This window comes from Aquitalea aquatica, from assembly GCF_013911085.1.
Classification (GTDB): domain Bacteria; phylum Pseudomonadota; class Gammaproteobacteria; order Burkholderiales; family Chromobacteriaceae; genus Aquitalea; species Aquitalea aquatica.
Genome location: NZ_JACERN010000023.1, coordinates 117,764 through 137,584 on the forward strand (window position 1 = coordinate 117,764; position 19,821 = coordinate 137,584).

Annotated in this window: 20 protein-coding genes; 12 read left to right on the forward strand and 8 right to left on the reverse strand. The window is 62.4% G+C overall.

Translation table 11 applies throughout. The features are described 5' to 3' along the window. The first annotated feature begins 9 nt into the window (after window positions 1–9). Complete coding sequence (locus tag H2Z84_RS08135; protein WP_181835533.1) at window positions 10–588, forward strand: XRE family transcriptional regulator; 579 nt, start codon at window positions 10–12, stop codon at window positions 586–588. A gap of 62 nt (window positions 589–650) precedes the next feature. Here the strand turns inward: H2Z84_RS08135 and H2Z84_RS08140 are convergent, their stop codons facing one another. Together H2Z84_RS08140 and H2Z84_RS08145 are read right to left on the reverse strand one after the other, a co-directional pair. Beyond that, a complete protein-coding gene (locus H2Z84_RS08140; RefSeq protein WP_181835534.1) occupies window positions 651–1,190 on the reverse strand; it encodes a DUF2059 domain-containing protein in 540 nt (179 codons plus the stop codon). A 194-nt stretch (window positions 1,191–1,384) separates the two neighbouring features. Continuing rightward, window positions 1,385–1,957 carry an RBBP9/YdeN family alpha/beta hydrolase gene (locus H2Z84_RS08145; protein ID WP_181835535.1) on the reverse strand — a complete coding sequence of 191 codons (573 nt, stop codon included), beginning with the start codon at window positions 1,955–1,957 and terminating at the stop codon, window positions 1,385–1,387. 217 nt (window positions 1,958–2,174) lie between these two features. Here H2Z84_RS08145 and H2Z84_RS08150 point away from each other — a divergent pair, with 217 nt between their 5' ends. The 6 genes from H2Z84_RS08150 (at window position 2,175) to H2Z84_RS08175 (ending at window position 7,002) form a co-directional block, all read left to right on the forward strand. Then, window positions 2,175–3,176 carry a sulfate ABC transporter substrate-binding protein gene (locus H2Z84_RS08150; protein ID WP_181835536.1) on the forward strand — a complete coding sequence of 334 codons (1,002 nt, stop codon included), beginning with the start codon at window positions 2,175–2,177 and terminating at the stop codon, window positions 3,174–3,176. Between the two features lie 153 nt (window positions 3,177–3,329). Further along, on the forward strand, window positions 3,330–4,103 hold the full coding sequence (locus H2Z84_RS08155; RefSeq protein WP_181835537.1) for an alpha/beta fold hydrolase: 774 nt from the start codon (window positions 3,330–3,332) through the stop codon (window positions 4,101–4,103). Then, a complete protein-coding gene (locus tag H2Z84_RS08160) occupies window positions 4,093–5,019 on the forward strand; it encodes a dienelactone hydrolase family protein (RefSeq protein ID WP_181835538.1) in 927 nt (308 codons plus the stop codon). The genes H2Z84_RS08155 and H2Z84_RS08160 overlap by 11 nt, the downstream gene beginning before the upstream one ends. Before the next feature lie 261 nt (window positions 5,020–5,280). Then, window positions 5,281–5,955 carry a CsgG/HfaB family protein gene (locus H2Z84_RS08165; RefSeq protein ID WP_181835539.1) on the forward strand — a complete coding sequence of 225 codons (675 nt, stop codon included), beginning with the start codon at window positions 5,281–5,283 and terminating at the stop codon, window positions 5,953–5,955. A gap of 18 nt (window positions 5,956–5,973) precedes the next feature. After that, window positions 5,974–6,327 carry a DUF4810 domain-containing protein gene (locus tag H2Z84_RS08170; RefSeq protein WP_220272742.1) on the forward strand — a complete coding sequence of 118 codons (354 nt, stop codon included), beginning with the start codon at window positions 5,974–5,976 and terminating at the stop codon, window positions 6,325–6,327. A gap of 9 nt (window positions 6,328–6,336) precedes the next feature. Beyond that, the gene (locus H2Z84_RS08175; protein ID WP_181835540.1) at window positions 6,337–7,002 is read left to right on the forward strand and encodes a DUF799 domain-containing protein; all 666 of its coding nucleotides are present in this window, start codon (window positions 6,337–6,339) and stop codon (window positions 7,000–7,002) included. Between the two features lie 77 nt (window positions 7,003–7,079). Here H2Z84_RS08175 and pyk read toward each other — a convergent pair whose 3' ends face one another. Continuing rightward, a complete protein-coding gene (gene pyk, locus H2Z84_RS08180; protein WP_181835541.1) occupies window positions 7,080–8,489 on the reverse strand; it encodes a pyruvate kinase in 1,410 nt (469 codons plus the stop codon). Between the two features lie 621 nt (window positions 8,490–9,110). On the opposite strand from pyk, the gene glpK reads away from it, so the two are divergent. The 5 genes from glpK to yddG all read left to right on the forward strand — a co-directional run bounded on the left by glpK (window position 9,111) and on the right by yddG (window position 15,201). After that, on the forward strand, window positions 9,111–10,607 hold the full coding sequence (gene glpK, locus H2Z84_RS08185; protein ID WP_181835542.1) for a glycerol kinase GlpK: 1,497 nt from the start codon (window positions 9,111–9,113) through the stop codon (window positions 10,605–10,607). A 227-nt stretch (window positions 10,608–10,834) separates the two neighbouring features. Then, entirely contained in the window at window positions 10,835–11,539 is a 705-nt protein-coding gene (locus H2Z84_RS08190; protein ID WP_181835543.1) for an MIP/aquaporin family protein, read from the forward strand. Between the two features lie 309 nt (window positions 11,540–11,848). After that, window positions 11,849–13,387 carry a glycerol-3-phosphate dehydrogenase gene (glpD, locus tag H2Z84_RS08195; protein WP_309545458.1) on the forward strand — a complete coding sequence of 513 codons (1,539 nt, stop codon included), beginning with the start codon at window positions 11,849–11,851 and terminating at the stop codon, window positions 13,385–13,387. Between the two features lie 138 nt (window positions 13,388–13,525). Further along, window positions 13,526–14,260 (forward strand): helix-turn-helix transcriptional regulator, encoded by a 735-nt coding sequence (locus H2Z84_RS08200; protein WP_181835544.1) that lies wholly within the window; start codon window positions 13,526–13,528, stop codon window positions 14,258–14,260. 77 nt (window positions 14,261–14,337) lie between these two features. Beyond that, window positions 14,338–15,201: an aromatic amino acid exporter YddG gene (gene yddG / locus H2Z84_RS08205; protein WP_181835545.1), complete on the forward strand. Its 864-nt coding sequence runs from the start codon at window positions 14,338–14,340 to the stop codon at window positions 15,199–15,201. A 28-nt stretch (window positions 15,202–15,229) separates the two neighbouring features. Here yddG and H2Z84_RS08210 read toward each other — a convergent pair whose 3' ends face one another. From H2Z84_RS08210 to H2Z84_RS08230, 5 genes are all read right to left on the reverse strand, one after another. Continuing rightward, entirely contained in the window at window positions 15,230–15,778 is a 549-nt protein-coding gene (locus H2Z84_RS08210) for a peroxiredoxin (RefSeq protein WP_181835546.1), read from the reverse strand. A 40-nt stretch (window positions 15,779–15,818) separates the two neighbouring features. Beyond that, entirely contained in the window at window positions 15,819–16,583 is a 765-nt protein-coding gene (locus tag H2Z84_RS08215; RefSeq protein WP_124641675.1) for a DeoR/GlpR family DNA-binding transcription regulator, read from the reverse strand. A gap of 96 nt (window positions 16,584–16,679) precedes the next feature. Continuing rightward, window positions 16,680–17,279: an MOSC domain-containing protein gene (locus H2Z84_RS08220; protein ID WP_181835547.1), complete on the reverse strand. Its 600-nt coding sequence runs from the start codon at window positions 17,277–17,279 to the stop codon at window positions 16,680–16,682. Between the two features lie 7 nt (window positions 17,280–17,286). After that, window positions 17,287–18,387, reverse strand: a complete 1,101-nt coding sequence (locus H2Z84_RS08225) for an NAD(P)/FAD-dependent oxidoreductase (protein WP_181835548.1) — start codon at window positions 18,385–18,387, stop codon at window positions 17,287–17,289. Further along, window positions 18,387–19,820, reverse strand: a complete 1,434-nt coding sequence (locus H2Z84_RS08230) for an aminotransferase-like domain-containing protein (protein WP_181835549.1) — start codon at window positions 19,818–19,820, stop codon at window positions 18,387–18,389. The genes H2Z84_RS08225 and H2Z84_RS08230 overlap by 1 nt, the downstream gene beginning before the upstream one ends. Window position 19,821: the final 1 nt, after the last annotated feature.

Sequence of the window (19,821 nt, forward strand, 5' to 3'; positions counted from 1 at the left end):
CTCAATGCCATGAGTAACGGTTCGCTGGAAGTAATGCAGAATGTGTCGGCCAATTTGCGCCTGGCGCGGCAGCAGCAGGGCTATAGCCAGGAGCGGCTGGCCGAGCTTGCCGGCATCAGCCGGCGCATGCTGGTGAATATCGAAGCCGGTGAAAGCAATGCCAGCATCGCCACCGTGGACAAGCTGGCCTCGGCGCTGGGAATGAGTTTTGCCGAGGTGGTGCGGCCGCCACCACTGGCGGACAAGGAACTGGGGCTACCCCTGCGCATCTGGCAGGGGGTGCAGGACGACAGCCATGGCAGCCTGCTGGAGTCGGTGCTCAAGCCCGGCATGACGCTGGAGCTGTGGCGCTGGCAGCTGGCGGCTGGTGACAGCTACCACGCCGAGGCCGATGCCCTCGGTTGCCACGAAGTGCTGTATATGCTGGATGGCCAGCTGGAATTACTGCTGCCCCAGCAACAGCAGCGGCATGTGCTGCAGGCCGGGCAGTCCCTCACTTTTGCCCTGGACCAGGTGTACAGCTATCACAATCCGGGCCTGGTGGTCTGCGCGTTTACCAAGAGCATCCTGATGTACCCGCATGCCTGACTACCCTGCGGGCAATGCAAAACGGCCCGTACGGGCCGTTGGTGCTGCGGGTCAAGCCAGGCTTACTTGGTAATGGACTTGCCGTAGGCCTCGGCAGCGCTACGCATTTTCGGCAGCAGGGTTTTTTCGGCCGAACCCAACATGCCCTTCATGATGCCGTCGATCACCACCGGCTGCTGCTTCATCAGCTTCTGGCCGGCCGGGGTCTTATAGAAAGCCACGATCTGCTGCATCTCGGCAGCGGAGAACTGGGCGCTGTAACTCTTGACCACTTCCTGTTCGAACTGTTTTTTCACCGCAGCAGAGTTGAAGTAGTCGGTGGCAGATTTGCGCACGCCATCGGCGTAGCCCTTGAAGCCATCCTGGGCCTTTTTCTGCTGTTCCGGTGTCAGGTTGATCTTGTTCTTGACGAAATATTCTTGCAGCAGCGGGCCGGCAGAACCGGTAGTGCGGTTGGCCAGATCGTTCGGCATATTGTTCAGGCCGATCACCTGAGCCAGTTCCTTGGCGGCGGCATCCTGTGCGGCATCGGCATGGGCCAGCATGGGCAGGGTTAGCACAATGGCGGCAATGGCGGTCTTGATCGGGCTAGCAGCAAACATGGGACATCCTTATCGGGAATGGAGAGGATGACAGCAACCCTGCTGCGGAATACCTGCGGCAGGGAAATCAGCTGTCGGCCACTCTGGGCATCAGAAAACAGGCTGGCAGGAAGTGTGACACTGCCGGCCAGCGCGGTCAAAGATGCTTGGATGACCTCACAAAAGGACAGTTCCCGCCGGTGCCGGCGAGCGCTTCAGGCTGCAGCTTGTCGCCGGGCGCGGGCACGCTGCAGCAAGGGCGGTAGCAAGGCCAGCCCGTCCTCCCAGTGTGTATGGCCGGAAGCTACATTGATATGCCCGGCCTGCTGCAGCCAGGTGAGCGGGCTTTGCCAGTAGCCGGCCAGCCGCGCGGCACGCGCGGCCTTGCAGAAGGGGTCGTTGTCGCTGGCCACCACCTGGCTGACAAAGGGCAGCGGCTGGCGTGGCAGTGGGGCAAAGGGCATCAGTTCGCGCGGTACGAAAGGACGCTCCACATCCGCCGGGGCCACCAGCAGCGCGGCGGCAATGCGGTCAGGGTGGCGGCGCGCATAGTGTGCCACGGTAATGCAGCCCAGGCTGTGGGCGATGACGATGGCCGGCTTGCTGGCGCGTAGCAGTGCTTGTTCCAGCCCTTGCAGCCAGCTTTCCAGATCGGGCTGTTCCCAATTGGCGTTGTCTACCCGGATGGCGTCCAGCCGTTGCTGCCAATGGCTTTGCCAGTGGTCTGCACCACTTCCCTTCCAGCCGGGCTGGATGATGAAATCGAAATCGTCGGCAAATCGCGTCATGGCGCAGTCCTTATCCTGATGTGGCCACTATAGGACAAATTTGTTAGTGCAAAAAGTAATAAATAATTGTTTTTATATATTATTTGGAAATTTCACTTGCGGGCTTTATAGACTTATTTCGAATAACAGAATAAAAAACAATCATTTCTGGAACTAAGTAAATCCTGATTACAGTGTGCTGCATAACAGACCAGCCCATAGCCTCAGGAGCCGCCACATGACTACTATCCGCACCAATCTGAAAGCGCTGGCAGCCGTGCTGCTGCTGGCGGTGACCCCGCTCAAGGCGGCCGAACTGCTTAACGTGTCCTACGACCCGACCCGCGAACTGTACCAGGATGTGAACAAGGCTTTTGCCGAGCAGTGGAAGAAAAAAACCGGCGAAGAACTCACCATCAAGCAGTCGCACGGTGGTTCGGGCAAGCAGTCGTTGTCCATTCAGCATGGTCTGGCGGCCGATGTGGCCACACTGGCACTGGCCTACGACATTGATGTGCTGGCTGACGAAGGCCTGCTGCCGAAAAACTGGCAAACCCGGCTGCCGGACAACAGCTCGCCCTATACCTCCACCATCGTGTTCCTGGTGAAAAAGGGTAATCCGAAAGGCATCAAGGACTGGGGTGACCTGGTGCGCAATGATGTGCAGGTGATCACGCCTAATCCGAAAACCTCTGGCGGCGCACGCTGGAACTATCTGGCGGCCTGGGGTTATGCCCTGAAGAAAAACGGCGGCAATGAAGCCAAGGCCCGGGCTTATGTCAGCGAACTGTACAAGCATGTGCCGGTGCTGGATTCCGGTGCGCGTGGTGCCACGCTGACCTTTACCCAGCGCGGCCTGGGCGATGTGTTGCTGGCCTGGGAAAACGAAGCCGTGCTGGCCATCAAGGAAATGGGGCCGGACAAGTTCGACATCGTGACACCGTCGATTTCCATCCTGGCCGAGCCGCCGGTCGCCGTGGTGGACAAGGTGGTGGACAAGAAGGGCACGCGCAAGCAGGCCGAGGCTTATCTGAAGTTCCTGTACACCCCGGAAGGCCAGACCATTGCCGCAGAAAACTACTATCGTCCGCGTGATGCCAAGGTCGCGGCCAAGTACGCCAGCCAGTTTCCCAAGGTGAAGCTGTTCACTCTTAAGGACGTGTTTGGCGACTGGCGCGCCACCCAGAAAAAGCACTTTGCCGATGGCGGTGTGTTTGACCAGATCTACAGCAAGAAATAATTGCAGCCGCATTGCTGCTATTGCTGACCACAGGCCGCCTCGTGCGGCCTGTTTTCATGCCTGCGTGCCAGGCGAACCATGGCGATCTACGCGGAGTGGCCCAGCAGCGCTAGACTATGCGCTGCGTTTTCATGCCATGGGACGATAGGCTTCATGCAAGTTTTTCACAGTCAGTATGGCGCGCTGCGCTATCACGATCTGCCCGGTGGCGGCGTGCCGCTATTGTTCATCCATGGTCTGGGCTGTGCCGGCTCCAGCGACTTCCCGCGCGTGGCGGCGGATCCTGCGCTGGCCGGAAAGCGCCGGCTGCTGCTGGACTTGCTGGGGTCTGGTTTTTCCGACCGGCCGGATGACTTTGCCTATACCATCGCCGCCCATGCCGAAACGGTAGCCGGCCTGATCGACCACCTGGGCCTGTCGCAGCTGGATATCGTCGGCCACAGCATGGGCGGTGCGGTGGCCATTGCCGCCAGCAGCCTGCGTCAGCACAAGGTGGCAAGACTAGTGTTGCTGGAGCCTAATCTGGATGCCGGTGGCGGCATGTTCAGTCGTGCGCTGGCGGCCATGAGCGAAGACGAATTCATCCAGCGCGGCCAGCGGCGCATGGCGCGGCTGGCCAGTCGCGAAGGCAGCCCGCTGTGGGCCGGATCGCTGGCAGCCAGTCATGCCGCGGCGGTACACCGGGCGGCGGTGTCGCTGGTGGAAGGCGCGCAGCCAAGCTGGCGCAGTCAGCTGCAGGCGCTGGCCTTGCCACGCAGCGTGGTATTCGGTGCGCGTTCGCTGCCGCAGTCAGACCTGAACACACTGCCGCAAGCCGGCGTGGCCGTGCATGTGCTGCCCGATGCCGGCCATGCGATGAGCGAGGACAACCCTGCCGGCCTGGCAACCCTGCTGGCTGGCATTCTGGAGCGTGATCATGTGGCGTGAATATCGTTGTTACCGCCGAGCCCTGTTGCTGGCCCTCAGTCTGGTGCTGCCGGTACGGGCCGCCAGTTTGCCTGCCCCGCAGGAAGTCAGCATCCCGCTGCCCGGTGCCGGTGTGTTTGGCAGTACGCTGGATATGCCAGCCCTGCTGTACCACCCCGTCGGAGACGGACCGTTTCCGGTCTTGCTGTTTTCCCATGGCCGCGCCGGTAGCACGGCAGAGCGGCACCAACTGAAATATCCGATGAGCCGCAGCCAGCTGGCCTACTGGCTGGGCAAGGGTTTTGCCATCGTGGCACCGATTCGCCCCGGCTATGGCAACACCGGTGGTGGCGATCCGGAATACCACAGCGCCCACATGCTGGCGCCGGGGCTATGCAGTGGCCATCCGGATTATCGGCAGACTGCCGCCGGCGGCAGTGCGGCCTTGCAAGCGGCGCTACGCTGGATCCGCCAGCAGCCTTGGGGCGCGGGCCAGCCCATCGTGCTGGAAGGGCAGTCGGTTGGTGGTCTGCTTACCGTGGCGGTGGGCGCCACCACTCCGCCAGACGTGGTGGGCTATATCAACTTTGCCGGTGGGGCTGGTGGCAATCCGGAAAAGTCACCCGGACAAAGTTGCGATCCGGCGGCACTCACCGCGCTGTATGCCGATTTTGGCCGCCATACCACCTTGCCCAATCTGTGGATCTACGCCGAGAACGACCAGTACTGGGGGCCGGATGAGCCGGTGGCCTGGCATCAGGCCTTTGCCGCTGGCGGCAGCCCGACGCGGTTTGTCCATGCGCCTGCCGTGGCGGATGGCGATGGTCACGGCCTGAGCCGGCATCCCGCCGCCAATTGGGCCGCCTATCTGGATGCCTTCCTGCGTGATCTCCCCGGCAGCGCCCGGCGCCAACCTCCTGTGCCCAGTCAGCCCTAGCCGCTTGCTTGCCGGTTGGGCGGGCTGATCTGTATCAAGCAAATGGTATTTCTGCGGTGCCACCGGTAGCGGCATCGGCCACGCCACAAGCCTTGTCCGGCAAGGGCTGGGACAAGGCTTGTCACCCTCCTGTTTATTCCGAACGGTATTTTATAGCGTTCAATTTATGATTTAAGAATAGTAGGATGGCCCTCTGGCATGGCATGCCACTTTTGGCGTTGCCGACATTTGCAAAATCCGCAGTGCCCGTATTGGAGAAAGATGTTGAAACAAAAAGCTTCCGCCCTATTGGCGCTTGGTGTACTGGCTGCGCTGGCCGGTTGTGCCACCGAGAGTTCGCAGTCGCTGGCTGTGGCGCAGGTAAGCAGTGTGGCCAAGCCGTATGCCGGCGTGCGTGCACCGATTTCCATCGGTAAATTCGACAACCGCTCCAGCTATGCGCGTGGGCTGTTTTCGGATGGCGTTGATCGTCTGGGCAGCCAGGCCAAGACCATCCTGACCACGCATCTGCAGCAAAGCGGCCGTTTCAGCGTGCTGGACCGCGAAAACATGGCGGAAACCAAACAGGAAGCCAGCATCAAGCAGCAGTCGCAAAAGCTGAAGGGCGCCGATTATGTGGTGACGGGTGATGTCACCGAGTTTGGCCGCAAGGAGGTGGGTGATCAGCAGCTGTTCGGCATTCTGGGCCGTGGCAAGCAGCAGATTGCCTATGCCAAGGTCAACCTGAACATCGTCAATGCCGCGACCTCGGAAGTGGTGTACTCCACCCAGGGGGCCGGTGAGTACAGCTTGTCCAATCGCGAAGTGATCGGTTTTGGCGGCACCGCCAGTTATGACTCCACGCTGAACGGCAAGGTGCTGGATCTGGCCATCCGCGAGGCGGTAAACCGCCTGACCGATGCCGTGGATTCCGGTACCTGGCAGCCTGCCCGCTAACCCGACAAGACCCATTCCATGATGAAAGCCAACACCCCCCGCCTTGCCCTGCTGGTGGCGGCCTGCAGCCTGCTGGCTGCTTGCGCCCAGGCACCGAAAACCCTGTACCAGTGGGAAGGTTACCAGCCCCAGGTCTATGAACATTTCAAGGGGCAGAGTCCGCAGCAGCAGATCACCGAACTGGAAAAAGGACTGGAACGGATTGCAGCCAAGGGCAATGTGCCACCGCCGGGCTACCGTGCCCACCTGGGCATGCTGTATGCCGAAACCGGCCGTGATGATCTGGCCCTGCAGCAATTGCAGGCGGAGAAGGCCGCTTTCCCCGAGTCGGCGGTCTACATCGACTTTCTGTTGAAGAAATACCAGAAGTAGGAAAGACAGATGCGAAACACATTTCGATTGATGATCTGCCTGGTGGCCGCAGCACTGCTCAGTGCCTGTGCCAGCCAGCCGCCAGCCAAGCGCGATTACACTGCTTACAAGCAAAGTAATCCCAAGACCATTCTGGTGCTGCCACCGCTGAACAATTCACCGGATGTCAACGCCAGCTACAGCGTGCTATCCCAGCTGAGCTACCCGCTGGCTGAATCGGGCTATTACGTGTTGCCGGTAGCGCTGGTGGATGCCACTTTCAAGCAGAATGGCCTGACGGTGGCCGGTGATATTCACCAGGTTGCACCAGCCAAGCTGCGTGAAATCTTTGGTGCCGATGCCGCCTTGTTTGTCACGGTCAGCAAGTACGGCTCGACTTATACCGTACTGGATAGCGTGACCGTGGTGACTGCTTCGGCGCGACTGGTTGATCTGCGCAGCGGGACCGAGTTGTGGAGCGGTAGCGCCAGTGCGTCCAGTGCCGAAAATCAGAACAACAACTCTGGTGGCGGGTTGGTGGGCATGCTGATCAGTGCGGCGATCAGGCAGGTTGCCAACAACCTGAGTGACAGTGGCCATGATGTGGCGGGCATGACCAGCCAGCGGCTGTTGTCGGCCGGCTACCCCAATGGCTTGCTGTTTGGACCGCATTCCCCGCGTTACGGTACGGACTAAGCATACCGTCACGAAAAAGCCGCCAGCGGACTGCTCCGTTGGCGGCTTTTTTCATGCGTGGTGGGCCAGCAGGCCGATCAGGGGTAGACGATGCGCAGCAGGTTGGTGGCGCCCGGGGTGCCGAAAGGCACGCCGGCGATGATCACCATCGGCTTGCCCTGTTCGGCCAGGCCCAGTTTGGTGGCGCAGAAGGTGGTTTTCACCACCATGTCTTCCAGGTTTTCCGCGTCCGGGCCGTTATAGGCCACCACACCCCATACCAGGGTCAGGCGGCGGGCGGTGCTCAGCCGCGGTGAGATGCCCATGATGGGGGTATGCGGGCGCTCGCGCGCCAGGCGCAGGCAGGTAGAGCCTGAGGTGGTAAAGGCTGCCGATACGGTGACCGGCAGGATGGAGGCTACCTTGCGCACGCAGGCGGCGATGGCATCGGCCTGCTCGGGAGACTCGGCTGCGCTGTAATCCAGCGCCATCACCCGGCGGTAGTCCGGCGCACCTTCCACGCGGCGGATGACCCGGTCCATGATCTGCACCGCTTCTACCGGGAAGGCTCCGGCAGCGGTTTCGGCTGACAGCATTACGGCATCGGCACCTTCATACACTGCCGTGGCGACGTCATTGGCTTCCGCACGGGTGGGGGTGGGGGCGGAAATCATCGACTCCAGCATCTGGGTAGCCACGATCACCGGACGGCCCAGGTGGCGGCACTGGTGCACGATGCGGCGCTGTACCACCGGCACGTCTTCCGGCGGCAATTCCACGCCCAGATCGCCACGGGCCACCATCACCGCATCGGCCAGTTCGGCAATTTCGTCCAGCTGATCCACCGCTGACGGCTTTTCAATCTTCACTACGATGCCCACGCTATTGCCTATCATCTGGCGCAATTCGCGTACGTCTTCGGCGGTTTGCACAAAGGACAGGGCGATCCAGTCGGCACCTTCCTGCAGGGCAAACTGGGCGTCCTTGCGGTCTTTCGGGGTGATGGCGGACAGCGGCAGGATGGTTTGCGGCAGGTTGAAGCCCTTGCGGTCAGACAGCTCACCCCCCACGGCCACCGTGGTGTGGATGACCCGGTCCTGCACGCGTTCCACGTGAAACGACAGCTTGCCGTCATTCACCAGGATGTGATGGCCATGTTCCAGTGCGGCAAAGGCTTCCGGGTGGGGCAGGGTGACCTGCTCGGCATCGCCGTCCACCTGATCAAGCACAAAACGGTAGGGCTGGCCGGTGCTGACGGTGACTGGGCCTTGCGGGAAAGTGCCGATGCGCAGCTTGGGGCCTTGCAGATCAACCAGTACACCGATGGGGCGGCCCATTTCGGTTTCTGCTGCGCGGATGGCGGCCAGGCGGGCGCGGTGATCGTCGTGGCTGCCGTGGCTCATATTGAGCCGGAATACATTCACCCCGGCGCGTGCCAGCGCCAGGATCTGCTGCGGGCTGCTGGATACCGGTCCCAGCGTGGCGAGAATCTTGGTATTGCGGAGCATGTACTTGTCCTTGTCGATGCCCGGCCAGAGCTGCCGGCGGGCGTGAGGTGTTGTCTGGTGCGCCTGATCTGCAGGCTAGTTGCCTGCCAGGTTCTCTTTGTTTCCGCATCATGCTGCCACATCCGCGCTGTAGTGGCTGCGCTACCTTGCCGGTACTTGGTCTGGGTGTTGCCGTCTTGTCAGTAGACAAATTTTCCGGGTGCGAATCATGCGCGTTTTGCTTGCGCTGCGGTGGTCTGGTGTTGTTATTTTGCCTCGTCTGGCAAAACGCCTGGTTTGCTGCAAAGCAAGAAAGGCGCAAATCATTGTAGTGCGGTGCTTACAGACCATGGTCATTTGCGATATCGTGCGCTGCAAAACGGCCAGTTGGCCGCTAACGGCGGGTCGGATTTCAGCAAACAGCGAAAGTTTTATGCGTGTTGATTGACAGCTGAATCGTGACAACTAGAATTGGCCGAAAATAAAACGAACAATATAAATACAAAAAACAACATAACAAAGATTGCTGCCTCGCTTTTCCAGCCAGTTCGCTGGAGAGGTCTGAGGTGATGCCGTCAAAACCAGTCAGCAAAAAGCGCTCGGCCTGCAACGGCCCTTTGGATTGCAAAGGAGACACCTCACATGAAAAACCAGTTCATCCTGGCTCTGGACCAGGGAACCACCAGTTCCCGCGCCATTCTGTTCAATCAGGCTGGCGACATCGTTTCGCTGGCACAAAAGGAATTCCGCCAGATCTACCCCCAGCCGGGCTGGGTAGAGCACGACCCGCAGGAGATCTGGGGCGGTCAGGCCGGTGTCGCGGCCGAAGCCGTGGCCAAGGCCGGTATCGATGGCCGCAGCATTGCCGCCATCGGCATTACCAACCAGCGCGAAACCACCATCGTGTGGGACCGTGAAACCAGCCTGCCGGTATACAACGCCATCGTCTGGCAAGACCGCCGCACGGCGGAATTTTGCGATCAGCTGAAAGAGCGCGGCCTGGCCGACGCCATCCGCAACAAGACCGGCCTGCCGGTGGATGCCTATTTCTCCGGCAGCAAGATCAAGTGGATTCTGGACAATGTGCCGGGTGCGCGTGCCCGCGCCGAAGCCGGCAAGCTGGCCTTCGGTACGGTGGACAGCTGGCTGATCTGGAATTTCACCCACGGCAAGGTACACGTCACCGATGTGTCCAATGCCTCGCGCACCATGCTGTACAACATCCACACCCAGCAGTGGGATGCCGAGCTCTTGGACATCATGGGCATCCCGGCCAGCATGTTGCCGGAGGTGAAAAGCTCCAGCGAAGTGTATGGCCACACCCATGCGGCCCATCTGGGCGTGGAAATCCCGATTGCCGGCGTAGCCGGTGACCAGCAGGCTGCCCTGTTCGGCCAGCAGTGCACCCGTCCGGGCATGGTGAAGAATACCTACGGCACCGGCTGCTTCATGATGATGAATACCGGCAGCAAGCCGATTGAATCCTCCAATAATCTGCTGACCACCATTGCCTGGAAGGTGGATGGCCAAGTGCAGTACGCGCTGGAAGGCTCCATCTTCATTGGCGGTGCGGTGGTGAAATGGCTGCGCGATGGCCTGGGCATCATCCGTCATTCGGCTGATGTCGGCCCGCTGGCACAGGAAGTGGCCAGCAGCGACGGCGTGTACCTGGTACCGGCTTTTGCCGGCCTGGGTGCGCCGCACTGGAACCCCAATGCCCGTGGCACGATTGTCGGTGCCACGCTGGGGACCAAGGCTGCCCACATCGCCCGTGCCGCACTGGACAGCATCGCCTACCAGACCATGGACGTGCTCAAGGCCATGGAAGCCGATGCCGGCATGGCGATTGCCGAGCTGCGTGTGGATGGTGGCGCCACCGTCAACGAACTGCTGATGCAGTTCCAGTCCGACATCCTGGGGGTCGATGTGGTCCGTCCGAAAATCACCGAAACCACCGCGCTGGGTGCTGCCTATCTGGCGGGTCTGGCCGTGGGTTACTGGGATGGCGTGGCGGATATCCAGGGCCAGTGGCAGCTGGACCGCCGCTTCCAGCAGAACATGGCTGCCGATGAGGTGAGCAGCAATGTCCGTGGCTGGAACCGCGCAGTCAACGCAGCCAAGGCCTGGGCTGAATCCTGAGACGCAAGCTGACCGCCTTGTCCTGCCGCCGCCATGCCCGGGCGGACGGCAGGCCGGATGATCTGTCCGGCGGTTGCTGTGCTTCATTTTCCTGAGTGTCCACCATGCAGCCGGTGCGCCGACCTTGCGTCGCCAACGGCCTGCGGTGGTGGCAATAGCGTCGGGGGAGAGCAGCCGTCTGCCAATGTAGCGGACGGTAGCGGGAGCCCTGGCGCGGAGACAAAACCATGAATCCTTTGTTTGGTGAATTTATCGGAACGGCCCTGCTGGTGTTGCTGGGCAATGGTGTGGTGGCCAATGTGCTGCTGAGCAATACCAAGGGTCATAACAGCGGCCTGATCGTGATTGCCTTTGGCTGGGCCATGGCGGTGTTTGTCGGTGTGTTCAGCGTGGCCGCCATCAGCGGTGCCCACCTGAACCCGGCGGTGACCGTGGCGCTGGCAGTGGCAGGCAAGTTCGAATGGGCCCGCGTGCCGGGTTATGTGCTGTCACAGATGCTGGGCGGCATGATGGGTGCGCTGCTGGTGTGGGTGATCTACCGCAAGCATTACGAAACCACCGACAGTGCAGATCTCAAGCTGGCCACCTTCTGCACCGGCCCGGCCATTCGCAGCCTGCCGGGTAACCTGTTGTCCGAGGTGCTGGCTACCTTTGTGCTGGTGTTTGCCATCCTCAGCATGGTGGCGCCGAAGATGTCGCTGGGGGCGATGGATGCCCTGCCGGTGGCGCTGCTGGTGCTGGGCATCGGCGTGTCGCTGGGTGGTACCACCGGCTATGCCATGAGCCCGGCGCGCGATCTGGCCCCGCGCATCATGCATGCCCTGCTGCCCATTCCCGGCAAGCGCTCCAGCGACTGGGGCTATGCCTGGGTGCCGGTGGTGGGCTCCTTGCTGGGCGCTACCCTGGCCGCGGTGACCTATACCCATCTGTAATTTTGTTTTGCTCCTGGTCGCCCCGGAAGTTCGGGGCCGGCAAGCCACCTGCGGGTGGCTTTTTTTATGCGCTTTGTTTGTCTCCCGCATGTGTCCTGGTGCAGCCATGGGAGGGCGGATGGCGGGGGAAGCAAACAAAATTGTGGCCTATACGCACATTGCAGCGCACAAAACGAAAACAAACGAACATTTCATGTTGAATTTGTATTCGTATGACTCTATGCTAAGCAGCATCAACAAGCAGAATCCGCCTTCTTGCCCTGTAGCGACAGGCGCAGGCCGGATGCAGACAAGACCGAGGATTGCACTGTGAAACTCTATGACCTGATGGTGATTGGCGGCGGCATCAATGGCACCGGCATCGCGCGCGATGCGGCAGGGCGCGGGCTGTCCGTGCTGCTGTGCGAAAAGGATGATCTGGCTTCGCACACCTCGTCGGCCAGTACCAAGCTGATTCATGGCGGCCTGCGTTATCTGGAATATTACGAATTCGGCCTGGTGCGCAAGGCGCTGCAGGAGCGCGAAGTGCTGCTCAAGGCCGCACCGCACATCATCTGGCCGCTGCGCTTTGTCATGCCGCATGACAAGGCCCAGCGTCCGGAGTGGATGATCCGCAGTGGCTTGTTCCTGTACGACCACCTGGCCAAGCGTGAAGTATTGCCCGGCTCGGAAACCATCAGTTTTGACCGTCACCCTTCCGGCGCGCCGCTGAAAGCCGCATTCAAGCGTGGCTTTGTCTATTCCGATGGCTGGGTGCAGGATGCCCGGCTGGTGGTGCTCAATGCCATGGCGGCTGCCGAACATGGCGCGCGTATTGTCACCCGCACTGCTTGCGTGGGTGCGCGACGCGAGGACGGCCGCTGGATTTGCACCTTACAGCATAGCGATGGCCAGCGTGAGCAGGTGGCGGCCCGCGCCGTGGTGAATGCCGCCGGCCCCTGGGTGGAAAGCCTGTTGAAAGACACCCTGCAGCTGCCGTCGCCCAAGTCCATCCGTCTGGTCAAGGGCAGCCACATCGTGGTGAACAAGCTGTTCGATCACCCCTATGCCTATATTTTCCAGAACCCGGACAAGCGCATCATCTTTGCCATCCCGTACGAAAACGACTTCACCCTGATTGGCACCACCGATGTGGAATACCACGGCGACCCCGGTGCCGTGGCCATCGATGCGGACGAGGTGGATTATCTGTGCCGCATGAGCAATCGTTATTTCAACAGCCAGATCGGCCCCGACGATGTGCTCAGCACTTATTCCGGCGTGCGCCCCCTGCTGGATGACGAAGCCAGCAATGCCTCCAGCGTAACCCGTGACTATGCGCTGGAACTGGATGCCGACGTGGCACCGATGCTGTCGGTGTTTGGCGGCAAGATCACCACCTACCGCAAGCTGGCGGAAGAGGCGGTGGATCGGCTGGCCCCGCTGCTGGGCAATGGCAAGCCTACCTGGACGGCTGGCGTGCCGCTGCCGGGTGGTGACATGCCGAATGCCGATGCTGCGGCGTTCCTGGCGGCCAGCCAGCAGCGCTACCCCTGGTTGCCGGCAGCCGTACTGCAGCGCTATGTGAAGAGTTACGGCACGCGTCTGGCCACGCTGCTTGGCAGTGCCAGCAAGCTGGCCGAGCTGGGGGCGGAAATCCTCCCCGGCGTGTACGAGGCCGAGCTGAGCTACCTGGTAGACCAGGAATGGGCGGTCACCGCCGAAGACATCCTGTGGCGGCGCAGCAAGCTGCGGCTGCATTTGCCCGCCGATGCCGGCGCCATCCTGGATGGCTGGCTGGCGCAGTACCGTGCCGGCGCTGGCCTGCGCCAGCCTGAGCTGCTAGTCGCGGGCACCCAGCCGGGCTGAGTGATCGAGTTTGTTGTTGGCGTATCTTGTTGTATCGGGGCTTGCTCCCGTCTCCTCCCCTGGCCCCACCTTTCACGGTGGGGCATTTTTTTGTCTGCAACTTGACGCCACCTTGTGGCCAACCAGTACCATGCCGCCATGCATACCACTGATACCCTGTTGCTGGAGCTGCGTAGCTATCAGCAGGAAAGCCAGCAGCACCAGCATGATTACCACCAGCTGGTGTTGCCGGCGCGTGGCCGGCTGGAGCTGGAGGTCGATGGCCGGGGCGGCCATGTCGAGGCCGGGCAACTGGCGGTGATCGCTGCGGGTAGCGATCACGGCTTTGCTGCGCCCGGCGACAATGTCTTTGTGGTGGCCAATGTGCCGACGGCGCTGGCCCCGCAATTGGCGCAGCTGCCGGCGTTCCTGCCGCTGGATGCCGGTCTGCTGGCCTATGTCGCCTTTTTGCGCGAGGAGTTGCAGCGGCCACAGGCGGGCGAAAACGGGCGCCGGCAGATGTTGTTATTGCTGACGCAATTGCTGGCCGAGCGTGCCGGGGCCGGGCTGCAGCTGGACCGGCGCGTGGCAGCGGCGCGTGCGCTGCTGGATGCGCGCTTTGCCGAAGAAATCAGCCTGGTGCAACTGGCGGCGGCAGCACACCTGAGCGTGCGCCAGCTGTCCGAGCTGTTTCGCCGTCAGCTGGGCATGAGCCCCGGCCAGTACCAGCTGGAACAGCGCATGCAGCATGGCTGGCTGTTGCTGGAGCAGGGTAGTTTGCCGGTGCAGCAGGTGGCCGAGCACTGCGGCTATGCCAGCCTGTCCGCCTTCAGCGACCGCTTCCGCCGCCATTTCGGTATCGCTCCCAGCCATTTCCGCCATCCTGCCAAATAAGCCCGCCAGCCCGGCAAAGCCGCGCTAGTGGCCGCGCATTAAGCTGGCATATTGCCTTTCCATCACGGGTATTTGCCATGCTTAGCCGCCGCCAGGCTACCTTGATCGGCAGTCTGTCCATCGTGTTATGGGGCTGTCTGGCCCTGCTGACCCGGCTGACTGCCGGTGTGTTTCCGCCTTTCCAGTTGCTGGCGATGACCTTTGCGCTGGCCTTCGGCCTGATGCTGGCCAAATGGCTGCGCGCCGGTCAGTCGCCGCTCGGCTTTCTACGCCAGCCGCCATTGGCCTGGGCGCTGGGGGTGGGTGGTCTGTTCGGTTATCACTTTTGTTATTTTCTGGCCATGCGGCTGGCCCCGGCGGTGCAGGTGAGCTTGCTGGCTTATTTGTGGCCGCTGCTGATTCTGCTGTTTTCCGCCATGCTGCCCGGCCATCGCCTGTCGCGCTGGCATGTGCTGGGTGGCCTGTTGGCTCTGGGTGGCTGCTGGTTGTTGCTGGGCGGCGGGCAAGGGGGCTTTGCCAGCCAGTATCTGCCCGGCTATCTGATGGCGCTGCTGTGCGCGCTGATCTGGTCGCTGTATTCGGTGGCCAGCCGGCTGGTGGCACAGGTGCCGACCGATGCGGTGGGCTGGTTTTGCGCAGGCACCGCGCTGCTGGGCGGGCTGTGCCATCTGTATGGCGAAACCACGGTGTGGTCCGCGCCGTGGTCGGCCTGGCTGGGCGTGCTGGCCCTGGGCCTGGGGCCGGTGGGTCTTGCCTTTTTTACCTGGGATATCGGCATGAAGCAGGGCAATCTGCCCTTGCTGGGGGTGTTGTCCTATGCCGCGCCGCTGATTTCCACCCTGCTATTGCTGGTGTGTGGTCTGGCCCAGCCCAGTGGCGCGCTGGCTTTGGCTTGTGTGGCCATCATCGGCGGGGCGGCGCTGGCGGCACGCGGCCGCTGAGCCGCATCCGCCAGGCATGCGGGCAGGGCTAGTGGCCGGCCGCTTTCCAGGCTTCCACCGCCTGCATGGTATTGGCCACATGCTGGTTGGGGTCCATGGCGCTGTAGCTGTACCACACCTTGTGGTCCGGGGTGATCACGTAGGAGGTGCGGCTGGCGTAGCTGGTGCCGGGAATCATCACCGTATCGTAAGCCTTCATGATCTTGCGCTCGCCATCGGCCGCCACCGGGAATTTGCTGCGGCATTCGGACACGGAAAAGCGCTGCAGCTTTTCGATGTCATCACCGGATACGCCGATCACCGTCGCCCCCAGTGCCTTGAACTTGTCCACCGCCTCGGCAAACAGGTGGGCTTCCACCGTGCAGCCACTGGTGAAGGCCGCCGGGTAGAAGTACAGCACCACCGGGCCGTGCTGCAGCGCTTCGTTCAGCGAATACTGAAAGCGCTTGCCGCCCAGCGAGGCTTCGGTGCGAAAGTCGGGTGCGGCGGCGCCCTTGGCCAGCTCGGCCTGGGCCAGGGCCGAACACAGCAGGCCGCTGACACCCAGCGACAGACACAGACGGGATAACAGTTTCATGGCAGGACTCCGTAGTACAGCGGGTGCTTGGGCGTAAGGATCAGCCGGCCACAAACAGCTGGGTGCCGGCTTCGGCAATCACCGCTTCCATTTCCGGCGGCACCGGCTTGTCGGTAAACAAGGCATGCACCTGCGACAGATGGCCCAGTTCCACCAGTGCCGGGCGGCCAAACTTGGAGTGGTCGGCCGCCAGCAATACCTGGCGTGACTGCTGGATGATGGCTTCCGAGGTGCGTACTTCACGATAGTCGTAATCGCGCAGCACGCCGTCGTTTTCGATGCTGGAAATGCCGATGATGCCGTAATCCACCTTGAACTGGCGGATCAGCTGCACCGTGGCCTCGCCGGTGATGCCACGGTCGCGCTTGCGCAGTACGCCGCCCAGCACGATGACTTCGCAATCCGGGTAGTCGCACATCATGTCGGCCACGTGCAGGTTGTTGGTGATCACCCGCAGGCCGCGATGGCGGTGCAGCGCCTTGGCCACTTCTTCGGTGGTGGTGCCGATATTGATGAACAAGGAGGCATTGTCGGGAATCTGCTTGGCCAGCAGCTCGGCCAGCCGGCGTTTTTCCTCGATGCACAGTACCTGGCGCGCGTTGTAGGCCACGTTTTCCACGCTGGACAGCACGCTGGCACCGCCGTGATAGCGTTGCAGCAACTGGTGTTCTGCCATCAGCGCAATGTCGCGGCGTATGGTCTGGTGGGTGACGCCAAAATGGGCAGCCAGCTTTTCCACGGTGACATAGCTTTCGCGATGGACGATGCCCAGCAGCTCTTGCTGGCGCTGATTGAGAATGATCATGGTGGTGGGTCGTTGTCTGTATGCAGCGGTGTTGGAGGCTGTCCGATTCTACATGAGCGGCGCATTTCGCCAAATGCCGTCTGTATGAGCCACTTTTCAGTCCAGCCGGTGCAGCCTGCGGCGGAAGGCTTCGGCCATACTCAGCTGGCGCGGGCCGGGCAGGATGCGAAAGCGCTCGCCAGCCTGCAGCGTGCCCGTTTGCAATACCGCCAGATAAAAGCCGCAATGGCCGCTTTGCGCCATCAGCTTTACCGCGAGGCGCATGTCCATGTGCGCCTGGAACTTGAAGCAGGGCTGGCGCGGCTCGGTAATCTGCAGCTGGCAATCGGCAAATTCCAGCACATCCCCCACGTAGGCATCTTGCTCCAGCAGGCCGCTGATGGTGAGGTTTTCTCCCAGCATGCCGTGGTGCAATGTGCTGCCGGCATGGCGCGAACCATGCTGCTGGCAGGCTTGCTGCCAGAACGGGTAATGCTCCAGCGGATAGGCGTAGATGGCCTTGGCCAGACCGCCATGTACCGTGGGGTCTGCCTGCTCGTCGCCCGCCAGTCCCAGCTTGCCCACGGCAATGGCCGTGGGGTGGAGCAGGGTGCTGACCGGCAGCTTGTTGATGCCGCTCATGATGCGGCGGCCCTCGATCAGCATGGGGCTGACCGCTGCCAGATTGATGGAGTGCAGGGTGGGGCTGTCGCTCATGTCTGTCTCATCTGTGTTGATTGGCCATGGCAGTCACCGCCTCGGCCAGTGCCAGGCAGCTGGTCAGGCCGGGAGATTCGATGCCGTAGAGGTTGATCAAGCCTGTCACGCCATGCTCGGCCGGCCCCTGGATGACAAAGTCGGCATCCGGCTCGCCCGGCCCTGCCAGCTTGGGGCGCACCCCGGCATAGCCCGGTTGCAGCGCACCATCCGCCAGCTGCGGCCACCACTGGCGGATGCTGTGATAAAAAGCAGCGGCACGGGCTGGGTCCAGCCGGTAGTCCACGCTGTCTATCCATTCCACATCCGGGCCGAAGCGCGCCTGGCCGGCCAGATCCAGCGTCAGGTGGCAGCCCAGCCCGCCCGCTTCCGGCAGCGGATAAATCAGCCGCGAGAACGGCGAACGGCCACTGAGGCTGAAATACACGCCACGCGCATAATGGGCCGTCGGGATGGTTTCACGTGGAACGCCGACGATGCTGGCGGCAACGGACGCTGCCCACGGCCCGGCCGCGTTGATGACAGATCTGGCCTTGATGGTGATGCCGGCAATCTCCAGTTCCATGCCATCCGCCAGCACCCGGCCACGGCTGAGCGGGGAATGGCAGGCCAGCTGTGCGCCGTGGGCTTCGGCATCGGCCAGCAGGGCTTGCAGCAGCGCGTGGCTGTCGATGATGCCGGTGGATGGCGACAGCAAGGCGGCATGGGCGTGTAGCGCCGGCTCCAGCGCCCGCACCCCGGCGGCATCCAGCCATTGCAGATCGTGCACGCCATTGGTGGCGGCGCGTCGGGCAATGTCCTGCAAGCGCGGCATATCGGCGGCGGTGTCGGCCAGCAGCAGCTTGCCGATGCGCTGGTGCGGGATGTGCCGCTCGGCGCAGTAGCGATACAGCAGATCGCGGCCCTGCACGCACAGCCGGGCCTTCAGGCTGCCGCTGGGGTAGTAGAGGCCGGCGTGGATCACTTCGCTGTTGCGGCTGCTGCAATGCTGGCCAATCTGGCTTTCGGCCTCGCAGATCAGCACCTCGCGCCCGGCCATGGCCAGCTGGCGGGCAATCGCCAAGCCCACCACGCCCGCACCGATCACCACGCAATCCACGCTGTCCATCAGCCACGTCCTGCCAGTTGCTCACCTGCCAGCCAGCCTAGCAGGTGGATGTCCTCGGCCAGCTGGGTGGACCAGGGCAGGCCGCAATTGATGCGCAGGCAATGGCCAAAACGCGGCTCGGCGGAAAACACCAGGCCGGGAGCAAAGCTGATGGAGCGGGAGAGCGCTGCCTCCAGCAAGGCCTGGCTGTCCAGCCCTTCCGGTCCTTCCACCCATAGCAGCATGCCGCCCTGTGGCCGCCGTACGCGGGTGCCGCGTGGAAAGGCGTCCAGCACCGCGTCGCTCAGTTGTTCCATCTGCTGCTTCAATTGCTGGCGGATGCGCTGGCTGATGCGGGCGTAATCGCCGCTGGCCAGCACCTCGGACAACACCGCCAGCAAGATGGCCGGGCTGACCAGGCTACTGCTCTCGCGCAGCCGCTCCAGCGCGGCATGGTGGCGGCCACCGGACAGCCAGCCCAAGCGGAAGGCCGGGGCAAAGCTCTTGGTAAAGGACGAGCAGTAGATCACCTCGCCGTCGCGGTCCCAGGCCTTGAGCGGGCTAGGGTGCTGGCTGCCGAAATACAGTTCGCCGAATACATCGTCCTCGATGATGGTGAGGCCGTGACGACGCGCCAGTTGCAGCAGGCGTTTCTTGTTGTCGTCCGGCATCAGCGCGCCGGTGGGGTTCTGGAAGTTGGTCACCGTCACCAGGCATTTCACCGGCGCGCCGTGGCGCAGGGCGAATTCCAGTGCTTCCAGCGACAGGCCGGCATCCGGCGTGCAGGGAATCTCCAGCGCCTTCAGCCCCAGCATCTGCAGGGTTTGCAGCAGGCCGAAGTACACCGGGGTTTCCACCGCCACCACATCGCCCGGCCGGGTGAGCAAGCGTAGCGACAGGCTGATGGCTTCGGTAATGCCCTGGGTGAACAGGATTTGGTCCGCCGGGATGTCCAGCTGCCAGCCAGCCGCCAGCCGCCGTATCTGCTGCTGCAGCTGTTGCTGGTCGGCGGTGGGCAGGTAGGCGCCAATCAGCTCCGGCTGGCGCGCCAACCGCATTTGCATGCGCCGTGCCAGTTCCTGTGCCGGATACAGGCTGTGGTGGGCCTCGGCCATGTGCAGTTGCTGGCGGATGGATGAGGCCGACAGACGAATCAGATTGCTCATGCGGCTGTCCACATCCACCAGTGCGGCGGCGGTGGGGCCGGGCTGGGTGATGTTGCCGGCTGCCACATGGCGCGGCAGCGCGGCAAAAAAGCCGCTGCGCGGCCGCGCTACCACGCGCTGCTGTTCTTCCAGGTGGCGATAGGCCGCCAGCGCGGTCAGGGTGTTGACCCCGTGTTCGGCTGCCAGCTGACGCACCGCCGGCAGGCGACTGCCCGGTGGCCATTCGCCATTGTCCAGCCGGGCTTGCAACTGGCGGGCGATATGCAGATAAAGCGGAAGATCGGTCATC

What these genes read in the sequence shown, in the direction of transcription:
- H2Z84_RS08170 (WP_220272742.1), top strand. Translation starts at nt 5,974, where the DNA reads ATGATGAAAGCCAACACCCCCCGCCTTGCCCTGCTGGTGGCGGCCTGC.
- H2Z84_RS08210 (WP_181835546.1), bottom strand. Translation starts at nt 15,778, where the DNA reads ATGAAACTGTTATCCCGTCTGTGTCTGTCGCTGGGTGTCAGCGGCCTG.
- H2Z84_RS08215 (WP_124641675.1), bottom strand. Translation starts at nt 16,583, where the DNA reads ATGATCATTCTCAATCAGCGCCAGCAAGAGCTGCTGGGCATCGTCCAT.
- H2Z84_RS08160 (WP_181835538.1), top strand. Translation starts at nt 4,093, where the DNA reads ATGTGGCGTGAATATCGTTGTTACCGCCGAGCCCTGTTGCTGGCCCTC.
- H2Z84_RS08190 (WP_181835543.1), top strand. Translation starts at nt 10,835, where the DNA reads ATGAATCCTTTGTTTGGTGAATTTATCGGAACGGCCCTGCTGGTGTTG.
- H2Z84_RS08140 (WP_181835534.1), bottom strand. Translation starts at nt 1,190, where the DNA reads ATGTTTGCTGCTAGCCCGATCAAGACCGCCATTGCCGCCATTGTGCTA.
- H2Z84_RS08220 (WP_181835547.1), bottom strand. Translation starts at nt 17,279, where the DNA reads ATGAGCGACAGCCCCACCCTGCACTCCATCAATCTGGCAGCGGTCAGC.
- H2Z84_RS08200 (WP_181835544.1), top strand. Translation starts at nt 13,526, where the DNA reads ATGCATACCACTGATACCCTGTTGCTGGAGCTGCGTAGCTATCAGCAG.
- H2Z84_RS08230 (WP_181835549.1), bottom strand. Translation starts at nt 19,820, where the DNA reads ATGACCGATCTTCCGCTTTATCTGCATATCGCCCGCCAGTTGCAAGCC.
- H2Z84_RS08175 (WP_181835540.1), top strand. Translation starts at nt 6,337, where the DNA reads ATGCGAAACACATTTCGATTGATGATCTGCCTGGTGGCCGCAGCACTG.
- H2Z84_RS08165 (WP_181835539.1), top strand. Translation starts at nt 5,281, where the DNA reads ATGTTGAAACAAAAAGCTTCCGCCCTATTGGCGCTTGGTGTACTGGCT.
- pyk (WP_181835541.1), bottom strand. Translation starts at nt 8,489, where the DNA reads ATGCTCCGCAATACCAAGATTCTCGCCACGCTGGGACCGGTATCCAGC.
- yddG (WP_181835545.1), top strand. Translation starts at nt 14,338, where the DNA reads ATGCTTAGCCGCCGCCAGGCTACCTTGATCGGCAGTCTGTCCATCGTG.
- H2Z84_RS08150 (WP_181835536.1), top strand. Translation starts at nt 2,175, where the DNA reads ATGACTACTATCCGCACCAATCTGAAAGCGCTGGCAGCCGTGCTGCTG.
- H2Z84_RS08155 (WP_181835537.1), top strand. Translation starts at nt 3,330, where the DNA reads ATGCAAGTTTTTCACAGTCAGTATGGCGCGCTGCGCTATCACGATCTG.
- H2Z84_RS08145 (WP_181835535.1), bottom strand. Translation starts at nt 1,957, where the DNA reads ATGACGCGATTTGCCGACGATTTCGATTTCATCATCCAGCCCGGCTGG.
- glpK (WP_181835542.1), top strand. Translation starts at nt 9,111, where the DNA reads ATGAAAAACCAGTTCATCCTGGCTCTGGACCAGGGAACCACCAGTTCC.
- H2Z84_RS08225 (WP_181835548.1), bottom strand. Translation starts at nt 18,387, where the DNA reads ATGGACAGCGTGGATTGCGTGGTGATCGGTGCGGGCGTGGTGGGCTTG.
- H2Z84_RS08135 (WP_181835533.1), top strand. Translation starts at nt 10, where the DNA reads ATGAGTAACGGTTCGCTGGAAGTAATGCAGAATGTGTCGGCCAATTTG.